General features: G+C 74.3%; 17 protein-coding genes. 6 read left to right on the top strand and 11 right to left on the bottom strand.

Going from position 1 to position 19257, the window contains the following annotated elements:
* Positions 1–600: 600 nt before the first annotated feature.
* Positions 601–1353, bottom strand: a complete 753-nt coding sequence (locus tag J2S41_RS09255; RefSeq protein WP_310365572.1) for an ArsR/SmtB family transcription factor — start codon at positions 1351–1353, stop codon at positions 601–603.
* A 242-nt stretch (positions 1354–1595) separates the two neighbouring features.
* Between J2S41_RS09255 and J2S41_RS09250 the strand changes: the two genes are divergently transcribed.
* Both J2S41_RS09250 and J2S41_RS09245 read left to right on the top strand, forming a co-directional pair.
* On the top strand, positions 1596–2093 hold the full coding sequence (locus J2S41_RS09250) for a universal stress protein (RefSeq protein WP_310365570.1): 498 nt from the start codon (positions 1596–1598) through the stop codon (positions 2091–2093).
* 40 nt (positions 2094–2133) lie between these two features.
* Positions 2134–3351 (top strand): NAD(P)/FAD-dependent oxidoreductase, encoded by a 1218-nt coding sequence (locus J2S41_RS09245; protein WP_310365567.1) that lies wholly within the window; start codon positions 2134–2136, stop codon positions 3349–3351.
* A 3-nt stretch (positions 3352–3354) separates the two neighbouring features.
* Here J2S41_RS09245 and zwf read toward each other — a convergent pair whose 3' ends face one another.
* Entirely contained in the window at positions 3355–4701 is a 1347-nt protein-coding gene (gene zwf, locus J2S41_RS09240) for a glucose-6-phosphate dehydrogenase (RefSeq protein WP_310365564.1), read from the bottom strand.
* Between the two features lie 114 nt (positions 4702–4815).
* Between zwf and J2S41_RS09235 the strand changes: the two genes are divergently transcribed.
* Together J2S41_RS09235 and J2S41_RS09230 are read left to right on the top strand one after the other, a co-directional pair.
* Entirely contained in the window at positions 4816–5100 is a 285-nt protein-coding gene (locus J2S41_RS09235; RefSeq protein ID WP_310365562.1) for a Smr/MutS family protein, read from the top strand.
* Between the two features lie 151 nt (positions 5101–5251).
* Entirely contained in the window at positions 5252–6388 is a 1137-nt protein-coding gene (locus J2S41_RS09230; protein ID WP_310365558.1) for an acyltransferase family protein, read from the top strand.
* Positions 6389–6485: 97 nt separating this feature from the next.
* Here J2S41_RS09230 and J2S41_RS09225 read toward each other — a convergent pair whose 3' ends face one another.
* Positions 6486–7172: a response regulator gene (locus J2S41_RS09225; RefSeq protein WP_310365556.1), complete on the bottom strand. Its 687-nt coding sequence runs from the start codon at positions 7170–7172 to the stop codon at positions 6486–6488.
* Entirely contained in the window at positions 7169–8740 is a 1572-nt protein-coding gene (locus J2S41_RS09220; RefSeq protein WP_310365553.1) for a sensor histidine kinase, read from the bottom strand. Before J2S41_RS09220 ends, J2S41_RS09225 begins: the two co-directional genes overlap by 4 nt.
* Before the next feature lie 79 nt (positions 8741–8819).
* On the opposite strand from J2S41_RS09220, the gene J2S41_RS09215 reads away from it, so the two are divergent.
* Positions 8820–10196, top strand: a complete 1377-nt coding sequence (locus tag J2S41_RS09215) for a cation:dicarboxylate symporter family transporter (protein ID WP_310365551.1) — start codon at positions 8820–8822, stop codon at positions 10194–10196.
* 98 nt (positions 10197–10294) lie between these two features.
* On the opposite strand, the gene J2S41_RS09210 is transcribed toward J2S41_RS09215, so the two are convergent.
* Genes J2S41_RS09210 through J2S41_RS09200 form a run of 3 tightly spaced genes read right to left on the bottom strand, consistent with a single transcriptional unit; the run spans position 10295 to position 12973 of the window.
* Positions 10295–10846: a TetR/AcrR family transcriptional regulator gene (locus J2S41_RS09210; RefSeq protein WP_310365548.1), complete on the bottom strand. Its 552-nt coding sequence runs from the start codon at positions 10844–10846 to the stop codon at positions 10295–10297.
* 31 nt (positions 10847–10877) lie between these two features.
* Positions 10878–11843: an aldo/keto reductase gene (locus J2S41_RS09205; protein ID WP_310365545.1), complete on the bottom strand. Its 966-nt coding sequence runs from the start codon at positions 11841–11843 to the stop codon at positions 10878–10880.
* A gap of 32 nt (positions 11844–11875) precedes the next feature.
* Positions 11876–12973, bottom strand: coding sequence for an epoxide hydrolase family protein (locus J2S41_RS09200; protein ID WP_310365541.1), 1098 nt, complete (start codon positions 12971–12973; stop codon positions 11876–11878).
* Between the two features lie 60 nt (positions 12974–13033).
* On the opposite strand from J2S41_RS09200, the gene J2S41_RS09195 reads away from it, so the two are divergent.
* On the top strand, positions 13034–13519 hold the full coding sequence (locus J2S41_RS09195) for a CGNR zinc finger domain-containing protein (protein ID WP_310365537.1): 486 nt from the start codon (positions 13034–13036) through the stop codon (positions 13517–13519).
* A 46-nt stretch (positions 13520–13565) separates the two neighbouring features.
* Here the strand turns inward: J2S41_RS09195 and J2S41_RS09190 are convergent, their stop codons facing one another.
* The 4 genes from J2S41_RS09190 to J2S41_RS09175 all read right to left on the bottom strand — a co-directional run bounded on the left by J2S41_RS09190 (position 13566) and on the right by J2S41_RS09175 (position 19116).
* Positions 13566–16544, bottom strand: a complete 2979-nt coding sequence (locus J2S41_RS09190; protein ID WP_310365535.1) for an AbfB domain-containing protein — start codon at positions 16542–16544, stop codon at positions 13566–13568.
* Between the two features lie 325 nt (positions 16545–16869).
* Positions 16870–17751: an ADP-ribosylglycohydrolase family protein gene (locus J2S41_RS09185; protein ID WP_374728123.1), complete on the bottom strand. Its 882-nt coding sequence runs from the start codon at positions 17749–17751 to the stop codon at positions 16870–16872.
* Positions 17752–17857: 106 nt separating this feature from the next.
* Positions 17858–18757 carry an alpha/beta hydrolase gene (locus J2S41_RS09180; protein WP_310365532.1) on the bottom strand — a complete coding sequence of 300 codons (900 nt, stop codon included), beginning with the start codon at positions 18755–18757 and terminating at the stop codon, positions 17858–17860.
* Positions 18757–19116: a hypothetical protein gene (locus J2S41_RS09175; RefSeq protein WP_310365530.1), complete on the bottom strand. Its 360-nt coding sequence runs from the start codon at positions 19114–19116 to the stop codon at positions 18757–18759. Before J2S41_RS09175 ends, J2S41_RS09180 begins: the two co-directional genes overlap by 1 nt.
* Positions 19117–19257: the final 141 nt, after the last annotated feature.

The following is a 19257-nucleotide window of genomic DNA, read 5'->3' as shown; positions in this document are numbered from 1 at the left end:
GGCCCGGGACACCCTCGCCGACGCGGAACCGGCTCCGATGCGGTGGCGGAGCGGCGGCGGAGCCGCCGCGAGGTTTGCCCGCGGGAGCATGCGGACCGCGCCCACGCCGAAAGCGGGAATATGGGGCTTCAGGGTCTCATCCAGGCTGCCCAGTGCCCGGCGGGAACATGCGGACCGGCACCCTGCCGGAAGCGAGTCCCGGGTCCGCACCCGGGACGCACTCAGCACCCGACGATAAAAACTGGGCACCGGAATCTCGGCACCTGGAGCTTGGGGTCGACCGGGCCACCGCACACTTCGTAGCCGCAAGGCCCGGCCCACCCGGTCCCCGATCCGTTATGCCCGAGAAGCAACCAGCATCGGGTCTCGCTAATACTCCATCCCGTCGGCTAAAGCATGATCAACATGCTTACTGATACGTAGCGCACGTCATGAGCCGCCCTCTACGTGCCTCACGCGTCTTCAGCCGGCGACGCACCCGGTGCGCGGCGACAATTCGGGCGGACGCCTGAACCGGCCGGCCGGTGAGCGCGGCGGACGGTAGCGGGACATAACCGATTCCGGCCCGATCAGCTCACCGCGAGAATGAAGGCGGACGGGTCAGCGGACCGGGCGCATCTCCCACGGCGCCTGTGGCAGCACCTCGCCGGTTTCCAGCAGCGACTTGAGGTTCGCGAACACCGCGGGCCAGCCCAGGGAGATCGCGGCGTGGTCGTCGTCGGTGCGGAGGCCGGTGTGGGTGACGGTGAGGCGGACGATCTCCTGCCAGGGTTCGATGTCGAAGGTGACCGTGCCGGCGCCGTCCTCCGGGCGCTGGCCGGGCATGCCGAACGTGATGACCAGTTTGCGCGGCGGATCGGCGGAGAGGACGACGCCGCCGCCGTCGGCGATGCCGGAGCCGTCGGGGCGGACGTGTTCCCAGGTCGAGCCGGGCTGCCAGTCGGAGCGGTTGCTGTGCCCCCAGTACGAGGCGGTCAGCTCGGCGTCGATGAGGGCGGACCAGACGCGTTCGGCGGTGCCGCGGATGTAGGTCACGTAGACGTAGTCGGGGATCATCGCGCGCTCCTTGATGGCTTCCAGCGCCGCCAGCCGCGGCTCGTCGAAGGCGGAGATCCAGCGGCGCCGAATCTCGTGGATCGGTACGGGATTGAGGTAGTGGAGCCTCTCCCGGCCGCGGCGGACGGTGCTGATCAGGTTCGCCTGCTCCAGCACGGCGAGGTGCTGGGTGGCGGACTGCCGGGCCATGTCGAGACCGGCGCAGAGCTCGCCGAGCGTCTGCCCGTCGCGGGCGCGGAGCCTGTCGAGCATGCCGCGACGGGTGGGGTCGGCGAGCGCTTTGAAGACCCGGTCCACGGGCTCGATTATGCAGGCATATACCTGCATGACGTCAAGCCGGGAACGCTGGGTCGAACGGCCCGTCACAGATCGATGGAATTCGGCCCTTACCAGAGAGGCCATTGCTGGCTTACCGTCTGCATGACGGCGAGCGGCACGGACGGGCACTCCGTGTCACTCGATCGTTGTGTCTTGTGATGCGGCACGTCCGCCGGCGCATCGGCGTGGTGGGTGACGGGGCGGACGGGACGGAGGGCAGAGTGTTGGCCGACTCGGTGGGTCCGCGTGTCATCGTCGGCGTGTCGCCGTCGCTGACCGGCCTGCGGGCGCTGCGCCTGGCGGTGGCGGAGGCGCGGCGGCGTGGCGTGCCGCTGCGTGCGGTGCGCGCCTGGGATCTCGACGGTACGGACGCGGTGTACGTGCGTGGGCGCGACGCGGCCCGGCAGCTGATCCGGGAGTGTTTCGCGGACGCGCTCGGCGGGATGCCGCCGGACGTGCAGATCAATTCGGTGACCGTGCTCGACCGGCCCGGCGCGGCGCTGGTCGACTACGCGCGCGAGGACGACGTGCTGTTCGTCGGCCGCACGCCGCATCGCTGGTGGCGGCGGGTGTTCCGGCGGTCGGTGGCGGGCTACTGCGTGTCCCACGCGGTCTGCCCGGTACAGGTCGTGCCGCCGGACGCGTTCGCGCGCCAGTGGCAGCGGCGCAACGTGGCGGATGCGATCAGCCGTGAGCTGAGCGATCTCACAAGCGGCTAGCCGGCGAGCGGTCCGGTGCCTCTCGGGGTAAGAACGGAGCATGTCCGAACCTGAATCGATAGTCATCGCCGGCGCCGGGCTCGCCGGCGCGAAGGCCGCCGAGACCCTTCGCACGGAGGGCTTCGGCGGCCGGGTCACCCTGCTCGGGTCGGAGTTGCTCCGGCCGTACGAGCGCCCGCCGCTCTCCAAGGGCCTGCTGCTCGGCACCGCCGCCCCGGACGAGCCGTTCGTGCACGAGGCGGGGTGGTACGCGGAGCACGGCGTCGACCTGCGCCTCGGCGCGGTGGTCACCGGCATCGACCGGGCCGCGCGGGTGGTGCGCACCGCCTCCGGCGAGGACGTCGGCTACGACCGGCTGCTGCTGGCCACCGGCGCGATGCCGCGGCGCCTGGACGGCAGCGGGACGTTCGCGCACACGCTGCGCACCTGGACCGACGCCGACCACTTCGCCGCCGTGCTGAAGGAGAAGGCCCGGCTGGTGATCGTGGGCGCGGGCTGGATCGGCATGGAGGTGGCGGCCGCGGCCCGGCAGCGCGGCGCGCAGGTCACCGTGGTCACGCCGGACCGGCTGCCGCTGCGCGCGGTGCTCGGCGACACGGTGGCGGAGGTCTTCGCGGAGCTGCACCGCGCGCACGGCGTCGAGTTCCGGTTCGGCGCGCACACCACGGAGATCCGGCCGGACGGCGTGACGCTGGACGACGGCACCACGCTGCAGGCGGACGCGGTGCTGGTCGCGATCGGCGCGGTGCCCAACGCCGAGCTGGCCGCGGAGGCGGGCCTGGCGACCGGCGACGGCGTGCACGTGGACGCGCTGCACACCACCAGCGACCCGGCGATCTTCGCGGCCGGTGACCTGGCGGCCGTCGACCACCCGCTGCTGGGCGCGCGAATCCGCGTCGAGCACTGGGCGAACGCCCTGGACTCCGGCCCGGCCGCGGCCCGCGCCATGCTCGGCCGCGGCACGCCGTGGGACAAACTGCCGTTCTTCTTCACCGATCAGTACGACCTGGGCATGGAGTACGCGGGCTGGGTGCCGCCGGGCACCCAGCCCCGTGTGGTGGTGCGCGGTGACCTCGCCGGCCGCGAGGCCATCGTGTTCTGGCTGGCCGGCGACCGGGTGGCGGCCGGCATGAACCTCAACGTCTGGGACGTGCAGGATCAGATCCAGGACCTGATCCGGGCCGGCCTGGCCGGTCGCAAGGTGGACCTGGACCGGCTGGCCGACGAGTCCGTGCCGCTGCCGGACCTGCTGCCCTGACCGTCAGAGCGCGCTGCCGACCGGGTGCCAGCCACCGGCCGGCAGCGTGCCCACGGTCGTCGGCCCCCAGCCGCCCCGCTCGTACGGGTGGACCGGCACGCTGCCGTCCAGCACCGGCGTCACGATCCGCCACTCCTCGCGGATCGCCTCCTCGGAGGCGAAGCGGTCGGGCCGGCCGTCCATGGCGTCGTCGATCAGCCGCTCGTAGGCCTCCCGCCGGCGGCCGAGCGCGGTACCGAAGTCCACGTCCAGCGGGAGCGGGCGGGCCGCGAGCGTACCGCCGGGCTCCTTGACGTTGAGCGTGAGGCCGAGGCCGTCGCCGCGGCCGAGGCGCAGCCGGAGCAGGTTCGGCGCGGCGCCGGGCAGGCCGGAGGAGGCGGGCCGCAGCGTGACCACCACCTCGGTCGCGGTGGTCGCGAGGTGCTTGCCGGCGCGCAGGTGGAACGGCACGCCCGCCCACCGGCGCGTGTCGATCCGCAGCGTGGCGGCCACGAACGTCTCGGTGGCCGAGCCCGGGGCGACGCCCGGCTCGTCGCGGTAGCCCGCGTACTGGCCGAACACCGTGCCGGCCGGCGTCAGTGGCCGCATGCGGCGCAGCACGTGCAGTTCCTCGTCCCGGCCGCCCGGCTCCGCCGCCAGCAGCGCGGCCACCTGGAGCACGTGGTTCTGCAGCACGTCGCGGACCGCGCCGCTGCGGTCGTAGAAGCCGGCCCGGCCCTGCGTGCCGAACTCCTCGGCCAGCGTGATCTGCACGTTGTCGATGTGCTCGCGGCTCCAGATCGGCTCCAGCAGCCGGTTGCCGAACCGGACCGCCCGGATTCCCTCGACCGCCTCCTTGCCGAGGTAGTGGTCGATCCGGAACGTCCGCGCCGGGTCGAACGCGCCGCGCAGCGTGACCGCGAGCGCGTGCGCGGACGCGAGGTCGTGCCCGAACGGCTTCTCCACGATCACCCGCCCGCGCGCCGCGAGCCCGGACCCGGCCAGCCCGCCGACCACGTCGGTGAACACGGTGGGCGGGATCGCCAGGTAGAACAGCGGTCGCACCGCCGCGCCCAGCTCCGACGCCAGCCGCCGGTAGGTCTCGGGCGTGCCGTACTCGCCGGACACCATGGTCAGGCGGCCGGCGAGCGCGTCGAACGCGGCCTCGTCCACCACGTCGACGGCCTCGGTGACCGCCTTGCGCGCGGCCGTGACGAGCTGTTCGTGATCCCACGTCGTCCGGGCGACGCCGACCACGGGCACGTCGAGACGCCCGCGCCGGGTCAGCTCGTAGAGAGCGGGGATCAGCTTCTTGGCGGCGAGATCGCCGGTCACGCCGAAGAGAACGACGGCGTCCGCACGTCCATCCATGCCGGGGTCACCCCATAAGGTCTGTCAGAAAGGCTCTACAGACCCGCCAACCCCACCATGATCGCCGGGATTTCCGGGCCGGGGTGAGACGTGGGCGACAGCTATCATCGTCGGGTGAAGCTGAAGCTGGATCTGCACGACATCTTCAACAAGGGCCACGAGATCGACCGCGCGCTGCGGAACATCATCGACGAGGCGATCCAGAAGAAGGCCGCCACCGTCGAGATCATCCCGGGCAAGGGCAGCGGCGCCCTGAAGAAGAAGGTGCTCCGCTTCCTCGACCAGCGCGACATCAAGCAGCTCTACCACCGCGTCGAGAAGGACGGCGACAACTGGGGCCGCCTCTTCGTCCACTTCCGCCACGACACCCCGACCGGCCGCCGCGGCCGAGGCCGCTGACGCTGCTCCTCCGCGCCGGGGCGCAGGCCGGGTCGGCCGGGCCGAACAGGCTGGGTGGCGATCGCAACGGCCGGTGCTGCGCCATGCGGGAGGCCACACGGGCAAAACCCCGTTGTGTGGGTGGGCGGCGGTTCGGCAAAGATGGGGCGTTATGCGCCGAATACCCGCCCTGGATGCCCTGAGACTCGTAGCCGCGCTGGCTGTGGCGCTGTATCACTACACGACGTTCTGGTCACCGGACGGCACGCACAACCCCACGCACTACCTGCCGGAGGCCGGGCGGGTGACCGTCTACGGGTTCCTCGGCGTCGAGCTGTTCTTCATGATCAGCGGCTTCGTGATCGGCATGAGCAGTTGGGGCAAGCGGCTCGGTGACTACGCGGTCTCCCGGGTGGCCCGGCTCTACCCCGCGTACTGGGCGTGCATCGCGATCACGCTGGCCTGCACCACGCTCGTGCCGGTCCGCGGCGGCTGGGTACCGGTCTACGACACGTTCACCTGGGTCGACGTCGGCATCAACCTCACCATGCTGCAGGACCCGCTGGGCCATCCGTCGGTCGACAACGTCTACTGGACGCTCTGGGTGGAGCTGCGCTTCTACCTGCTGTGGGCGCTCGTGGTCGGCCGCGGCGTCACGTACCGGCGGGCCGTGCTCTTCTGCGTCGCCTGGATGACCGCGTCGGTCCTCGCCGTGCAGCTCGACCACCCGGCGATCACCATGCTGACCGTCCCCGCGTACGCCGGCTACTTCTGCGCCGGCATCCTGCTCTACCTGGTTCGCCGGTTCGGCGGCTCGCCGCTGCTGTGGGCGATGCTGGCCTTCACCTGGCTGATCAACCTGCACAGCCTCAGCGAGCGGGTCCAGCTCAACCCCGGCTGGCACGTCCCGCTCTGGCCCGCCGTCCTCGTCGTCACCCTGTGCTACCTGGTCCTGATCGCCGTCGCGCTCGGCAAGGCGGACCGCTTCGACTGGCGCTGGCTGACCGTGGCCGGCGCGCTCACCTACCCGTACTACCTGCTCCACCAGCGCCTCGGCTATATCGTCATCCGCCACGGTCTGGTCGACGCCGGCATCCCGCTCGAGGTCCTGGTCCCGGCCACGATGGCGCTGATGCTGCTGCCCGCCTGGCTGGTGCACCGCTTCGTCGAGCGCCGCTTCGGCCCGATGCTGCGCGCGGCGCTGCACCGCGGTCTCCAGGAGCTGCGCCGGGATCGTCCCGAGGAGCGCATCGACGGCGGCACCAGCACGCCGGCCATCCCGCACCGGGTCCCGGTCGGCCGGCGTTGAGGATCACGACGTGCCGCCCTCTCGCACGGGTCCAGGGCGGGAGTCGTCCTCGGGACGGCCCGCGACGGGAAGCCGAACGGCCGGGACGGCGGGTGCGCTACGCCGGCCGGTACTCGACCTCGGGCCGCCCCGGGCCGCCGTAGCGCGGGGTGCGCACGACGCGGCCGGTGGTGGCGAGGTGTTCGAGGTAGCGGCGGGCCGTGACGCGGGAGACGCCGGTGCGGGCGGCGACCTCGGCGGCGGACAGCCCACCGGTGGCGGGCGGGGCGGCGCGCAGCGCGGCGAGGACCAGGTCCAGCGTGGCGGTGTCGAGGCCCTTGGGCAGGGAGTCGGCCGGGGCGGCGCGCAGCGTGGCGAAGACGCGGTCGATCTCGTGCTGGGCCGCGACCTGCCCCTCGCCGTGCAGCTGACGGTGGTAGGCGGCGTAGCGCTCCAGCTTGTCCCGGAAGCCGGCGAACGTGAATGGTTTCAGCAGGTAGTGGGCGACGCCGAGCGCGGCGGCGGAACGGACCACGGCGAGGTCGCGCGCGGACGTCACGGCCAGCACGTCCGTGGGGCTGCCGGCGGTGCGCAGCGCGCGGACGATCTCCAGGCCGTGCAGGTCGGGCAGGTTGAGGTCGAGCAGGACCAGGTCGACGCCGCCGGTGCGGAGTGCGGCGAGCGCGGCGCGTCCGGAGTGCGCGACGCCGACCACCGCGAAACCCTCGACCCGCCGAGTGTACGCCACGTGCGCCTCCGCGATCAGCGGCTCGTCGTCCACCACGAGCACCCTTATGCCGGTCACGATCCGGCCACCGGCAGTCGTACCGTGATGACCGCGCCGCCGTCCGGGGAGGCCGGGGTGGCGGAGGCGGTGCCGTTGTGGCGCTCCGCGACCTGGCGGACCAGCGCGAGCCCGAGGCCGCGGCCCTCGTGCTTGGTGGTCCAGCCGCGGCGGAACGCGGCCGCGGCCTCCTCCGGCGTCATGCCCGGGCCGGTGTCGGAGACGCGGACCAGCACCTCGGCCGCGCCCTCGGTGACCAGCACGGTGACGCGGCGCGGCGCGGGGCGGCCGGTGACCGCCTCGAGCGCGTTGTCGACCAGGTTGCCGACCACGGTGAGCAGGTCGCGGCTGGGCAGCCGGGCACCGTCCAGCCTGGACTCCGGGTCGACGACCAGCTCGACGCCGCGCTCCGCGGCCTGCGCGGACTTGCCGAGCAGCAGCGCGGCCAGCGCCGGTTCCGCGACCGCGCCGACGACCTGGTCGGTGAGCTGCTGGGCGAGTTCCAGCTCCGCGGTGGCGAGCCGGACCGCCTCGTCCGCGCGGCCGAGCTCGACCATCGTGAGCACGGTGTGCAGCCGGTTCGCGGCCTCGTGCGCCTGGGCGCGCAGCGCCTCGGTCAGGCCGCGCACCGAGTCCAGTTCGCCGGCGAGCGCGCGCAGCTCGGTGTGGTCGCGCAGGGTCAGGACCGTGCCGAGGGTGCGGCCGTCGAAGCGGGTCACCCGCTGGTTGGCGACCAGGACGCGGTCACCGGCGAGCACCGGCACGTCCGCGGCCGGCTCCGCCGCGGTGAGCAGCTCCGCGACCTCGGGCGGCAGCGTCAGCGCGGCGACCGGCGCGTCGTCCGGCAGGCCGAGCAGCCGACGGCCCTCGTCGTTGATCAGCGTGATCCGCCCGTCGCGGTCGACCACGAGCAGTCCCTCGCGGACGGAGTGCAGCACCGCGTCGTAGTACTCGTACATCCGGCGCATCTCGGCCGGGCCGAGCCCGTGCGTCTGCCGGCGCAGCCGGTTGGACAGCAGCCAGGCGCCGAGCCCGGCCAGCGCGAGCGCGAGCACGGTGGCCAGCAGCACCGCGGGCAGCTGGTTGCGCAGCCGCCGGTTGATCTCGTCGGTGGTGATGCCGACCGAGACCAGGCCGGTGATCGCGCCGCGCTCGTCGCGGACCGGCACGACCGTGCGCACGGACGGGCCGAGGCTGCCGGTGGACGTCTCCACCACGGTGCCGCCGTGCAGCGCGGCGTCGATCGAGCCGACGAACGGGCCGTGGATCAGCGCGGGGTTCGGGTGCGTGTACCGGGTGCGGTCCGGCGCCATCACCACGATGAAGTCGGTGCCGGTCGCGACGCGCACGCTCTCCGCGTACGGCTGGAGCGTGGTGGTGGGGTCGTCGGTGCGCAGCGCCGAGACCACGACGGGTGAGCGCGCGATCGTCTCGGCCACGGCCGTGACCTCCTCGACGGCCGCGTGCTGCGCGTCCTGCGCCGCGAGCGCGACCGTGCCCACGGTCGCGGCCGTGACCAGCAGCGTCACGACCAGCACCTGCAACACGAACAGCTCGCGCGCGATGCTCCATCGACGGATGATCGGCATGTTTCGGTTCCGGGTCCTCGCGATGAACAGAATGAACGCAACCGTGCCTCGCCGTGAGACACAGGCCACAGTCTGCGGCATGAGCGTCACGGAGAACACCGCGCGGGTACGGCGGGGCGGCCGCACCCACCTCCTCTATATCGCCGTCATCGTCGCCGTGCTTCTCGGCATCGCGGTCGGCTTCATCTGGCCGGACACCGCGAAGGCGCTGGCACCGCTCGGCACCGGCTTCGTCAACCTGATCAAGATGATGATCGGCCCGGTCATCTTCTGCACCATCGTGCTCGGCATCGGCTCGATCCGGCAGGCGGCGCGGGTGGGCCGGGTCGGCGGCCTGGCGCTCGGCTACTTCCTCACCATGTCCACGGTGGCGCTGGCGATCGGCCTGGTGGTCGGCAACATCGTGCACCCGGGCGAGGGCGTCCAGCTCAGCGACGCGGTCGCGGACGCGGGCCAGAAGGCGGCCGGCAACGCGCCGCACCAGAGCACGTCGGAGTTCCTGCTCAGCATCATCCCGCACACGCTGGTCTCGTCGCTGACCGAGGGCCTGGTGCTGCAGACGCTGCTGGTGGCGCTGCTGGTCGGCTTCGCGGTCCAGTCGATGGGCAGCCGCGGCGAGCCGGTGCTGCGCGCGATCGAGGTCATCCAGCGGCTGGTCTTCAAGATCCTCGCCATGATCATGTGGCTGGCGCCGATCGGCGCGTTCGGCGCGATCGCCGCGGTCGTCGGCGCCACCGGCATGGACGCGCTCAGGAGCCTGGCGCAGATCATGCTCGGCTTCTACGTCACCTGCGCGATCTTCGTGTTCGTGATCCTCGGCCTGATCCTCAAGCTGGTCTCCGGGGTCAACATCTTCACGCTGCTGAAGTACCTGGGCCGCGAGTTCCTGCTGATCGTGTCGACCTCGTCGTCGGAGTCCGCGCTGCCGCGCCTGATCGCGAAGATGCAGCACGCGGGCATCAGCAAGTCGGTGGTCGGCATCACGGTCCCGACCGGGTACTCGTTCAACCTGGACGGCACCGCCATCTACCTGACCATGGCGTCGCTGTTCATCGCGGCCGCGATGGGCGACCCGCTGAGCATCGGCGAGCAGATCTCGCTGCTCCTCTTCATGATCATCGCGTCGAAGGGCGCGGCCGGCATCACCGGCGCCGGCCTGGCCACGCTCGCCGGCGGCCTGCAGAGCCACCGCCCGGAGCTGGTCGACGGCGTCGGCCTGATCGTCGGCATCGACCGGTTCATGTCCGAGGCGCGGGCGCTGACCAACTTCGCCGGCAACGCGGTCGCCACGGTGCTGGTCGGCACCTGGACGCGGGAGATCGACCGGGAGAAGATGGCGGCCGTGCTCTCCGGGCGCGACCCGTTCGACGAGGCCACCATGCTGGACGAGGAGGAGGAGCCGCACACGCCGGCACCGGCGGGCGCCGCCGCCGCGCCGGACGGCCCGCGCGCCTGACCCGCGCCACACCCCGGTGCCGCCCCGGCGGCGTCCGGCAGACCTGATTCGCACCGCCACGGACGCCGCCGGACTCCCCCCGTCCGGCGGCGTCCGCCCTATTCCAGCCCCCTGATCAGCAGCGTGCAGACGTCGTCGAGCAGCCGCTCGCGGTCCGGCCGGCCCCACTCGGCCACGTGCGCCGGGTGGTGGAACGCCGTGGTCGCCACGAGCACCGCGCGCGCCGCGTCCCGGTCGCCGCCCATCCCGGCCACGATGCCCTCCAGCTGATCGAGCAGCACCGCGACGTGCTCGGCGGACACCGCGCTGTGCTCGCGGACCAGCGCGCCGTACGTCTCGAACAGCTCCGGCTCCTCCACCGCGGCGCGGCGCTTGTGCCGGAACAGCGTCAGCAGCCAGGCCCGAAGCCGCTCCGGCGGGGTGCGGTCCGGGTCGGCCGCCACCGCGGCCAGTTCGTCGTAGGCGCGGCTCAGCCAGCGGCGCGCCACCGCCTCCCGCAGCGCGACCTTGGACGGGAAGTGCCGGTAGACGGCCGCGTGGCTGACGCCCAGCGCGCGGGCCACGTCCACCACGGTCGCCTTCGACCAGCCGTACCGCCGGAGCACGTCCTCGGTGGCGACCATGATCGTCTCGGTGTCCAGCGCGGCCATGGGTCCCGACCCTACCCGGCCGCGCCGCGGCTCACCGCTCGCTGTCCAGCAGCGCCAGCAGCGGGGTGGCGTAGCGCCCGCCGGCCACCGCGCCGTCCGGCACCGCCTCGTCGATCGCGGCCAGTTCCGCGTCGGTGAGCACGATCCCGGCCGCGGCCACCGCGTCCGCGATCCGCTCCGGGCGGCTGGTGCCGACCAGCGCGACCACCTCGGAGCGCCGCAGCACCCATGCGATCGCCAGCCGCGCGACCGTCACGCCGCGCGCCTCCGCGACCGCGCGCAGCCGCTCGACCAGCGCCAGGTTGGCCGTCAGGTTCGCGCCGTGGAAGCGCGGCAGGTGCCCGACCTCGCCGCCGCCGGCGTAGGCGCCGGTGAGCATGCCGTGGCCGAGCACGCCGTACGCGGTGACGCTCACGCCCAGCTCGCGGCAGGTGTCCAGGATGGCGCGCTCCGGCCCGCGGCTGAAGATCGAGTACTCGATCTGGAGGTCCACGATCGGATGCACCGCGTGCGCGCGGCGCAGCGTCTCCGCGCCGACCTCGGACAGCCCGATGTGCCGCACCCAGCCGGCCTGGACCAGCTCCGCGATCGCGCCGACCGTCTCCTCGATCGGCACGGCCGGGTCCAGCCGCGCCGGCCGGTAGATGTCCACGTGGTCGGTGCCGAGCCGGTGCAGCGAGTAGGCCAGCGCGCTCTTGGCGTGCGCCGGCCGCGCGTCCAGCCCGATGAACCGGCCGGCCGGGTCGCGCTGGGCGCCGAACTTGTCGCTGATCACCACGCGGTCGCGGTCGCCGTCCCGCAGCGCGCGCCGGATCAGCTCCTCGTTGTGGCCCGCGCCGTAGAAGTCCGCGGTGTCGAGCAGCGTGACGCCGGCGTCGATCGCCGCGCGGATCGTGGCCACGCCACCCGGGGCGGGCTCACCGGCGGACATCCGCTCGCAGCCGAGGCCGATCGCGGACACGAGGGGCCCACCGGAGCCCAGTCGTCTCATCTCCATGCCGACGACCGTACGCGCGCCGGTTACAGATTTCAACTTCTGTAATCTGTACGACGCTGGCGGAAGAAGGCGGTGAGGTCGGCGGCCAGCAGCGCCGGCTCCTCGTGCGCCGCGAAGTGCCCGCCGCGCGGCATCGCGGTGTACCGGCTCAGCCGATAGGTGCGCTCCACCCAGCTACGCGGCGGCCGGGCCAGGTCGTGCGGGAACACCGCGATCCCGGTCGGCACCTCGATCCGCCGCCAGAACGGCCGGTGGTCGTAGTACGGCAGGAACGACGTGGCGATCGTGTTGGTGAACCAGTAGAGCGAGACCTGGGTGAGCAGTTCGTCGTCGGAGAACGCGTCCGGCGCGTCGCTCCACGCCCGGTACTTCTCCGCGATCCAGGCCAGCAGCCCGGCCGGGGAGTCGCTCAGCGCGTGCGCCGGCGTCAGCGGCCGGGTGCGCTGGAGGTGCTGGTAGCCGCCCTCCTCCGCGTCCCAGCGTTCGGTCCGCGCGACGTGCGCGCGCTCCTCGTCGGTGACGGGCCCGTCCGGCGGCGCCATCGCGGCCAGCAGGTGCAGACCGACCACGGCCTCCGGGTGGTACGCCGCCAGCCTGCTGCTCACGCCCGCGCCGAGGTCACCGCCGTGCGCGCCGTACCGCCGGTAGCCGAGCACGTCGTGCATCAGCGTGTGCCACAGCTCGTGCGTGGGGACGCGGGACGGCGCGGAGAACGCGAACCCGGGCAGCGACGGGATCACCACGTCGAACGCGTCGGCCGGGTCCCCGCCGTACCGGCCCGGGCGGGCCAGCCGGTCGCCGAGCGCGGTCAGCTCCAGGAAGGTGCTCGGCCAGCCGTGCGTGAGCACGATCGGCAGCGGCTCCGGGCCCTCGCCGCGCAGCCGCACCAGGTGCACGCGGGTGCCGCCGACGTCGGCGGTGAACTGCGGCAATGCGTTGATCTCGGCCTCCCGCGCGCGCCAGTCGAAGTCACCGGCCCAGTGGCGGACCAGCCGGGCGACGGTGGCGGCGTCCGCGCCGGCGATCCAGCCGGGGTGCGGGATGGGCGCGGGCGGGCGGGTCTCCCGGAGGCGGCGGCGGAGGTCGGCCAGGTCGTGGTCGCTGACGTGCAGCGCGAAGGGCTCCAACACCAGAAAAACATAACAGTGGTGTCGGAGATTGCAACACCAGTGATGGGCTAATCTGGTGTCGTGGATGATCTCGCGCTGGTGGAGTCGTTTCTCAACACCGTGGACGAGCGCACGTTCCGGCGGCACGGCACCGCGCACGCCGGCGGCGAACGGCTCACCTCACAGACCGCGCTGGACGCCTGGCTGGCGGATCAAGGGCTGCCCCCGGGCGCCCGCCTGGACGCGGCGCTGCGCCTGCGCGGCGCACTGCGCGACAGCCTGCGCGGCGGCGACCCGGGCTTGATCGAGTTTCCGCTGCACCTGACGGCGGCGGAGGGCGGGCTGCGGCTGCGCGCGGCCGGGGACACCGCGCTCGACCGGATCGTCGAGGCCGTCGCACGGGCGGTCGTCACCGGCGCGTGGGCGCGGATGAAGCTGTGCGCGGCACCGGACTGCCGCTGGGCGTTCCACGACACGTCCAAGAGCGGCGCGGGCCGGTGGTGCTCGATGAACGTCTGCGGCAACCGCGCCAAGACCCGCGCCTACCGCGCGCGCCTGCACTCCTGACCCCCGAGGGCGCCGCGGCACGAGGCCGGGCGCCCCACGGGGGCGGTCAGCCGATCGGGTCGGCCAGCACCCACAGCATGGTGGCCGCGGACTGGCGGTCGATCTGCGAGATGTAGAGCGCGGAGTCACGCAGCCGGACGAAGTGGTCCGGGTAGTTGTGCGAGCGCAGCATCACCGCGCCGGCGGCCTGCTGCATGCAGAACGTGGCGTCCGCCTTGAACAGCGCGGAACCGTCGTCCGCGGACGGCCGCAACCGGTAGTCGTAGTGCCGCAGGTACCGGCCGTCGGACGTGCGCAGCGACACGCAACCCGCGTCGGCCAGGCCCGGGACCACCTCGAACGTGGCCTGCTGCCGGTTCGACGCCGCGCTGCCGGAGGTCAGCCGCTCCACCACCACGTTGCCGCCGCTGACCCGCACGTACCGGTCGGAGGAGCCGGCCATCCGGATCGACCGCAGGTTCGCGTTGTCGCCGCCGTTCGACCCGGCCGACGACGACGGCGCGGACGGGCTCGTGGCCGTGGGCGAGGGCTTCCCGGCCGCGGTCGGGGACGGTGACGGTGACGCGGACGGCGAGGGCGAGGCGGACGCGGAGGGGGACGGCGACGCGGACGCCGAGGCGGAGCCCGCGGCCGTCGGTACCGCGTACGCCTGCGCGTCGGACGGCGCCGCGATCGGCGTGAGCGTGTCCTCGTCGCCGCCGATCACACTGTTGATGACCAGGCCGGCCGCGGTGCTCAGCACGACCACGGCCGCGGCCACGCCGACCAGCGCCAGCGTCTTCTTGGACCGGCCGCCGTCCTCCGGCTCCGGGTCGCCCAGCGGCACGATCGCGCCGGAGTCGTCGCCGTCACCACCGGCCGGCGGCGGGATGTGCCGGGACGCGGTCTGCGGCGGCACGAACTGGTCGCCGGGCAGGATCACGCCGGCCAGCGTGCCGGTGTCCGCGGCGTCCGCCCCCGCGGCGAGCGGCACCCGCGGGATCACCGCGGTGGCGCCGTCGTCCGGCGTGGCCGCGCGCTGACGCGGGATCGCCACCGTGTTGCCCGCGGCGGCCGGCGGCACCTCGCGCGGGTGCGCGCCCTTGGCGGCGGCGGCCGATCCGGCGCCGGCCACGGCGGGAAGGATGGACGTGGGCGCGTCCGTGACCGGGATGCGCGTCGGCGCGCCCTTCCACGACGGCCCGTCCTCGGCCGCCCCCGGCGCGGCGGGCGTGTCCGCGCTCGGGACGCGGGTGGGCGTACCGGTCCAGGCCGGGCTCTCACCGGTGGACGAGGTCGTGGCGTCACCGCCGACGGCCGCGTGCGCCGCCGTGCGCCCGTCGGCCGTTCCGGCCGCGACCCCGGCAGACCCGGCCACGGTACGGCCGGCGACCGCCCGCCCGCCGCCGCCCAGCCCCGCCGCGCCCGCGTCCCGCGCGTCCGTTCCCGGCTGCGAGGCCGCCCGCCGCCCGCCGCCCGGCCCGGCCGCGCCACCGTCGGCCGCGTGCCGCGAGCCCGGCGCGGCCGGGCGTGCGCCCGGCTCCGCACCGCCACGTGCCGAGGAGGCCGGGTGCCGCGCGCCTCCGGCGGCCGTGCCGCCCTGAGAGAGCTCCGGCACGCCCGTGGCCGCCCGGCGCGAGCCACCCGGCGCCGCCGGGTCGCTCCCGGCGCCGCCGGCGCCCGTGGGGTCGCTGCCCGCACCACCGCGCGTCCCGGAGCCGCCGCCCGGCGCCGCGTGGCGAGCGCTTCCGGCGGGCTGCCCGGCCGCCGTGTCCGGTCGCCCGGAGCCCGCGCTCGCGGCGCCGGCCGCCGTGGCTCCGCCGCCGCTGCCCGCCGCCGCACCGGCGCGGGCGGCACCCGACCCGGCCCGCGACGTCGCATCGGCACCGGCACCGCCCGCGGCCGCGACCGCGCCGCCCGCCGCCGCACCGCCGTGGGCGGCACCCGACCCGGCCCGCGACACCGCATCGGCACCGGCCGCACCCGCGACCGCGCCGGCGGCTCCGGCCGCCGCGGCGGCCGTGATGGCGGCGATGTCGACGGTCGGGCCCGCGGAGACTTCACCCGATCGGGTGGTGCCCGGCCGGGCCGCCACGCCGCCGGCCGCCGCGGCGGCCGCGGCCGGGGTGCCGGGTGCGCCGGCCCAGCCCGCCGAGTACGCCCCGGGGCGCCCGGACGCCGGGCCGCTCGGCGTGGTGCTGGACGAGCGGACCGGCGTGGCCGGTGGCGTACCGCCGAGCATGGGGTTGGTCCTGGCGGCGTCGGCCGGGACGAGCCCGTCCGTGGTGAGGGCGCCGACCAGCGCGCCCGGGACCGGGACCAGCGGCTCCTCGCCGAGCAGGCGGACCAGTTCGGGCAGGCCGGCCACGGCGGCGCCGCAGACCGGGCAGTCGCCGACGTGCAGGCCGAGGCCGCGGCGCCAGGCGGGGAGCGGCACGCGGTCCCAGCCGTCGGTGAGCATGGTCAGCTCGGGGCAGCCGGGCTGGGCGCGGAGCGCGCCGACCAGCGCGCGGGCCTGCTCCCACTGCGCGCGGAGTTCGGTGACCCGGCCGGCGACGTCGTCCGGCGGCATGCGCAGCGCGTCCGCGACCTCGGCGCGGGTGAGCAGGCCGGCGGCCTCCAGCCACCAGAGCGCGAGCAGCACGGAGTATTCCGCGTCGATCCAGCGGGTGGCCTCGTCCAGCTCGCGGCGCCGGCCGGTGAGCCTGTGCTGGACGACACAGAGGCTGACGAAGTCCGCGGCCGGGTCGGCGGGGCCGCCGTCGAGCGCGGGTGCCACCACGGTGCCGGCGGCCTGGACGCCCGCGATCTCACGCACCGTGCAGGCGAGCAGCCAGCCGCGGAAGCGCTCCGGGTCGCGCAGCTGGGCCAGCTCGCGGGCGGCCCGGGCGAACGTGCGGCGGACCGCGTGCTCGATGTCGGCGTGAACGCGCAGCGCCCGGCCCGCGACGTTGTAGACCAGGGGTAGATGGAGCGCGTTGAGCTCCGCAAGCGCTCGACGGTCGCCCACGCGGGCCGCAACAACGAGGTCGATACCCTCGGTCACTTGGCTTCCCACCGCTCTTTTAAGAATTGCTTAATTCGGCACAGCGCCCCAGACCGTACCGAACGAATCTTCTTCGGAAAAGACCGGGGACGCATTCGGGCGCCCGCCCGGTCATCGATTTCCCACCGCCGCCGGGCCACTGGGGACGGTCGATTCTGCCCGAGCCGGCCCGGGCGGCGCGCCGGGGTCCGCCGTCTGTGATCTACCTGGTCGCGCGCGGTCCGCCCGATATTTCGCGCTATCGCGGCATCATCGGGCGTTCGCGCTGCTCACCGGCGGGGTGACCGGAGACCCGGCGAAAGATCAAAACAACGGAGAGTACGCGCTAGGAAACGTTTAGCGCATACGACGGCAACGGCTCGCGCCGCGCCAGCCACTCCCCCGGAATTCCGTCACGCCCCGTATAGGACGCCACAATCCCGCCCACGATCGCGCCGGTGGTGTCGACGTCCCCGCCCGCCTCCACGCACGCCAGGATGGCGCCCGGAAAGTCGTTCAGATACGTGACCGCGGTCCACAGCGCGAACGGCACCGTGTCCTGCGCGAGCACCCGCGATCCGTTGCCGAGCTCGTACGCGGCCTCCGCCACGCTCACCCCGAGTAGCCGCCGGGCCCGGGCCACACCGTCGGCCACCTGACCGCCGACGAGATATCCGTGCACCACGTCGAGCAGGTCCGCGGGCTCCGGCCGGTCACTCACCGTCCGCGCCCACCCGGCCTCCGCCGCCGCGACCGCCACGGCGACCGCGCCGATGATCGCCTCCGGATGCGCGTGCGTGATCTCCGCGGAGCGCAGCGCCTCCCGGGCCGCGGTCCGCGAGTCCCCGGCGTGGAACGCGCCGAGCGGCGCGACCCGCATCGCCGCCCCGTTCCCCATCGACCCCTGCCCGCCGAACGCGGCCGGCGCCACGTCCCGCCAGGACGCACCCTCGCGCAACTGCCGCAGCAGCACCACCGCTCCCCCGCCGTATCCGCGGTAGGGCTCGAAATGCTCCCCGAACAGCGCCGCCAGCGCGTCCTGATCGAGCGGCGCACCCGCCCGCAGCGAGGCCGTGATCGCGCAGGCCATCTCGGTGTCGTCCGTCCAGGGCCACGGCCCGTCCGGAAGCCTGTCCGGCCGCGTGCCCGGAACGAAGAACTGGGCGCCGAGCGCGTCGCCCACCGACAGCCCGTCCAGGCTGTCCCGGCAGAGATCCACCATCGTCATGCTGGCCGCCATCATGCCACAACCACGGCCTGCCGGGCGGCCGGTCCGGATCGGCGCGGACGCCGTGACCCCGCCGGGCGCACCGGCGTCCGCGTGCGGCGGCCGGTCAGCAGCGGTCGCTCAGCCAGGCGTCCGCGTCGCGCAGGGCGGTGCGGGCCAGGGCGGTGGCGTGCAGCGTGAAGCCGTGCGGGGCCTCCGGGTAGACGCGCAGGTCCACGTCGTTGCCGGCGGCGGCGAGCCGGGCCGCCATGACCAGGTTGTCCTCCAGCAGCACGTCCGCGGCGCCGACGACCAGCAGCGCCGGCGGGAGCCCGCGCGGGTCGCCGTAGACGGGCGAGACGTCCGGCACGGTGCGGTCCGCGACGTGCCCGGCGTACGCGCGGATGAAGTACTCGTCGGCGATGCGGCGGCCGGCCGGCGTGCGCGCGCTCAGGTCGTACGTGCCGTACAGCAGCACCGCGGCGGCGACGCGGCCGGCCAGGCCGCGATCGCGCAGCCGCAGCAGCGTCGCCATCGCGAGCGTGGCCCCGGCGGAGGTGCCGCCGATCGCCAGTCGGGACGCGCCGAACCGGGCCTCGGCGTGCTCGGCCAGCCAGAGCGCGGCCGTCTCGCAGTCGTCCGGCGCGGCCGGCCACGGATGCTCGGGCGCCAGCCGGTAGTCGACGCTCACCACGGCCAGCCGCAGCGCCTCCGCCAGCGCGCGGTTGCGCACGTCGCCGCGCGCCGCCGAGTCCAGATAGAACCCGCCGCCGTGAATGTCCAGGTAGACACCGCGCGGTGGCCCGCCGGCCGGCGTGAGAATCCGGACCGGCACCCGCCCGCCGATCGTCTCCTCGACCGCGGGCGGGTCGGCGGGAACCGGCGCGGATCGCGTCGCCCGCATCTCGGCCAGCTCGTCGAGATCGCTCGGGCCGCGCCCGGCGACCCTGGTCCGGTAGAACTCCCGGGCCTGCGCGACCTGATCCGCGGGCACGTCGGCCAGCAGCGCACCGAGCGAGAACCGCATCAGCGCGGTGCCAGCGGGGAGAACGAGCGCCTCGGCGCGCGCGGCGAGTAGCGGCGCACCGGCGCGGGGCGGGCGCGGCGCGGCCGGCGCAGCGCACGCCGGGAGCGGGACGCGAGCGCGGCCAGCCGGGCGGAGAGGACGGCCGCGCGGGTACGCCGCCGCGGGCGGGACACCCGCGGCGTGGTGGCGCGGCGGTGGACGAGGTACATCCCGCCGGCGCCGAGCGCGACGCCGGTGACGAGCGCGATGAACAGCATCGTGGTCGGCCCGAAGATGAGCTGGCCGAGGACCGCGCCGGCGGCCCAGCGCGCGGTCCAGCCCCCGGCCACCGACCAGGTGACCCCGTCAAGCTTGATCATGCCCGCCTCCCCGCGAGAACCCGCGACCGCGTTCCCGTCCGTCGTACCAGACAAACACGCGCGGTCACTCGGTGTCGCCCATAAGAGACGGACGGCCGGGCCCGGCACTCTCACCGGGCCCGGCCGTTCTCCCCCGCGGCA

It is taken from the genome of Catenuloplanes atrovinosus (assembly GCF_031458235.1).
GTDB classification, from domain to species: Bacteria; Actinomycetota; Actinomycetes; order Mycobacteriales; family Micromonosporaceae; genus Catenuloplanes; species Catenuloplanes atrovinosus.
The sequence above is the reverse complement of the archived record's forward strand: the minus strand, read 5'-3'. Positions and strand labels throughout refer to the sequence as shown.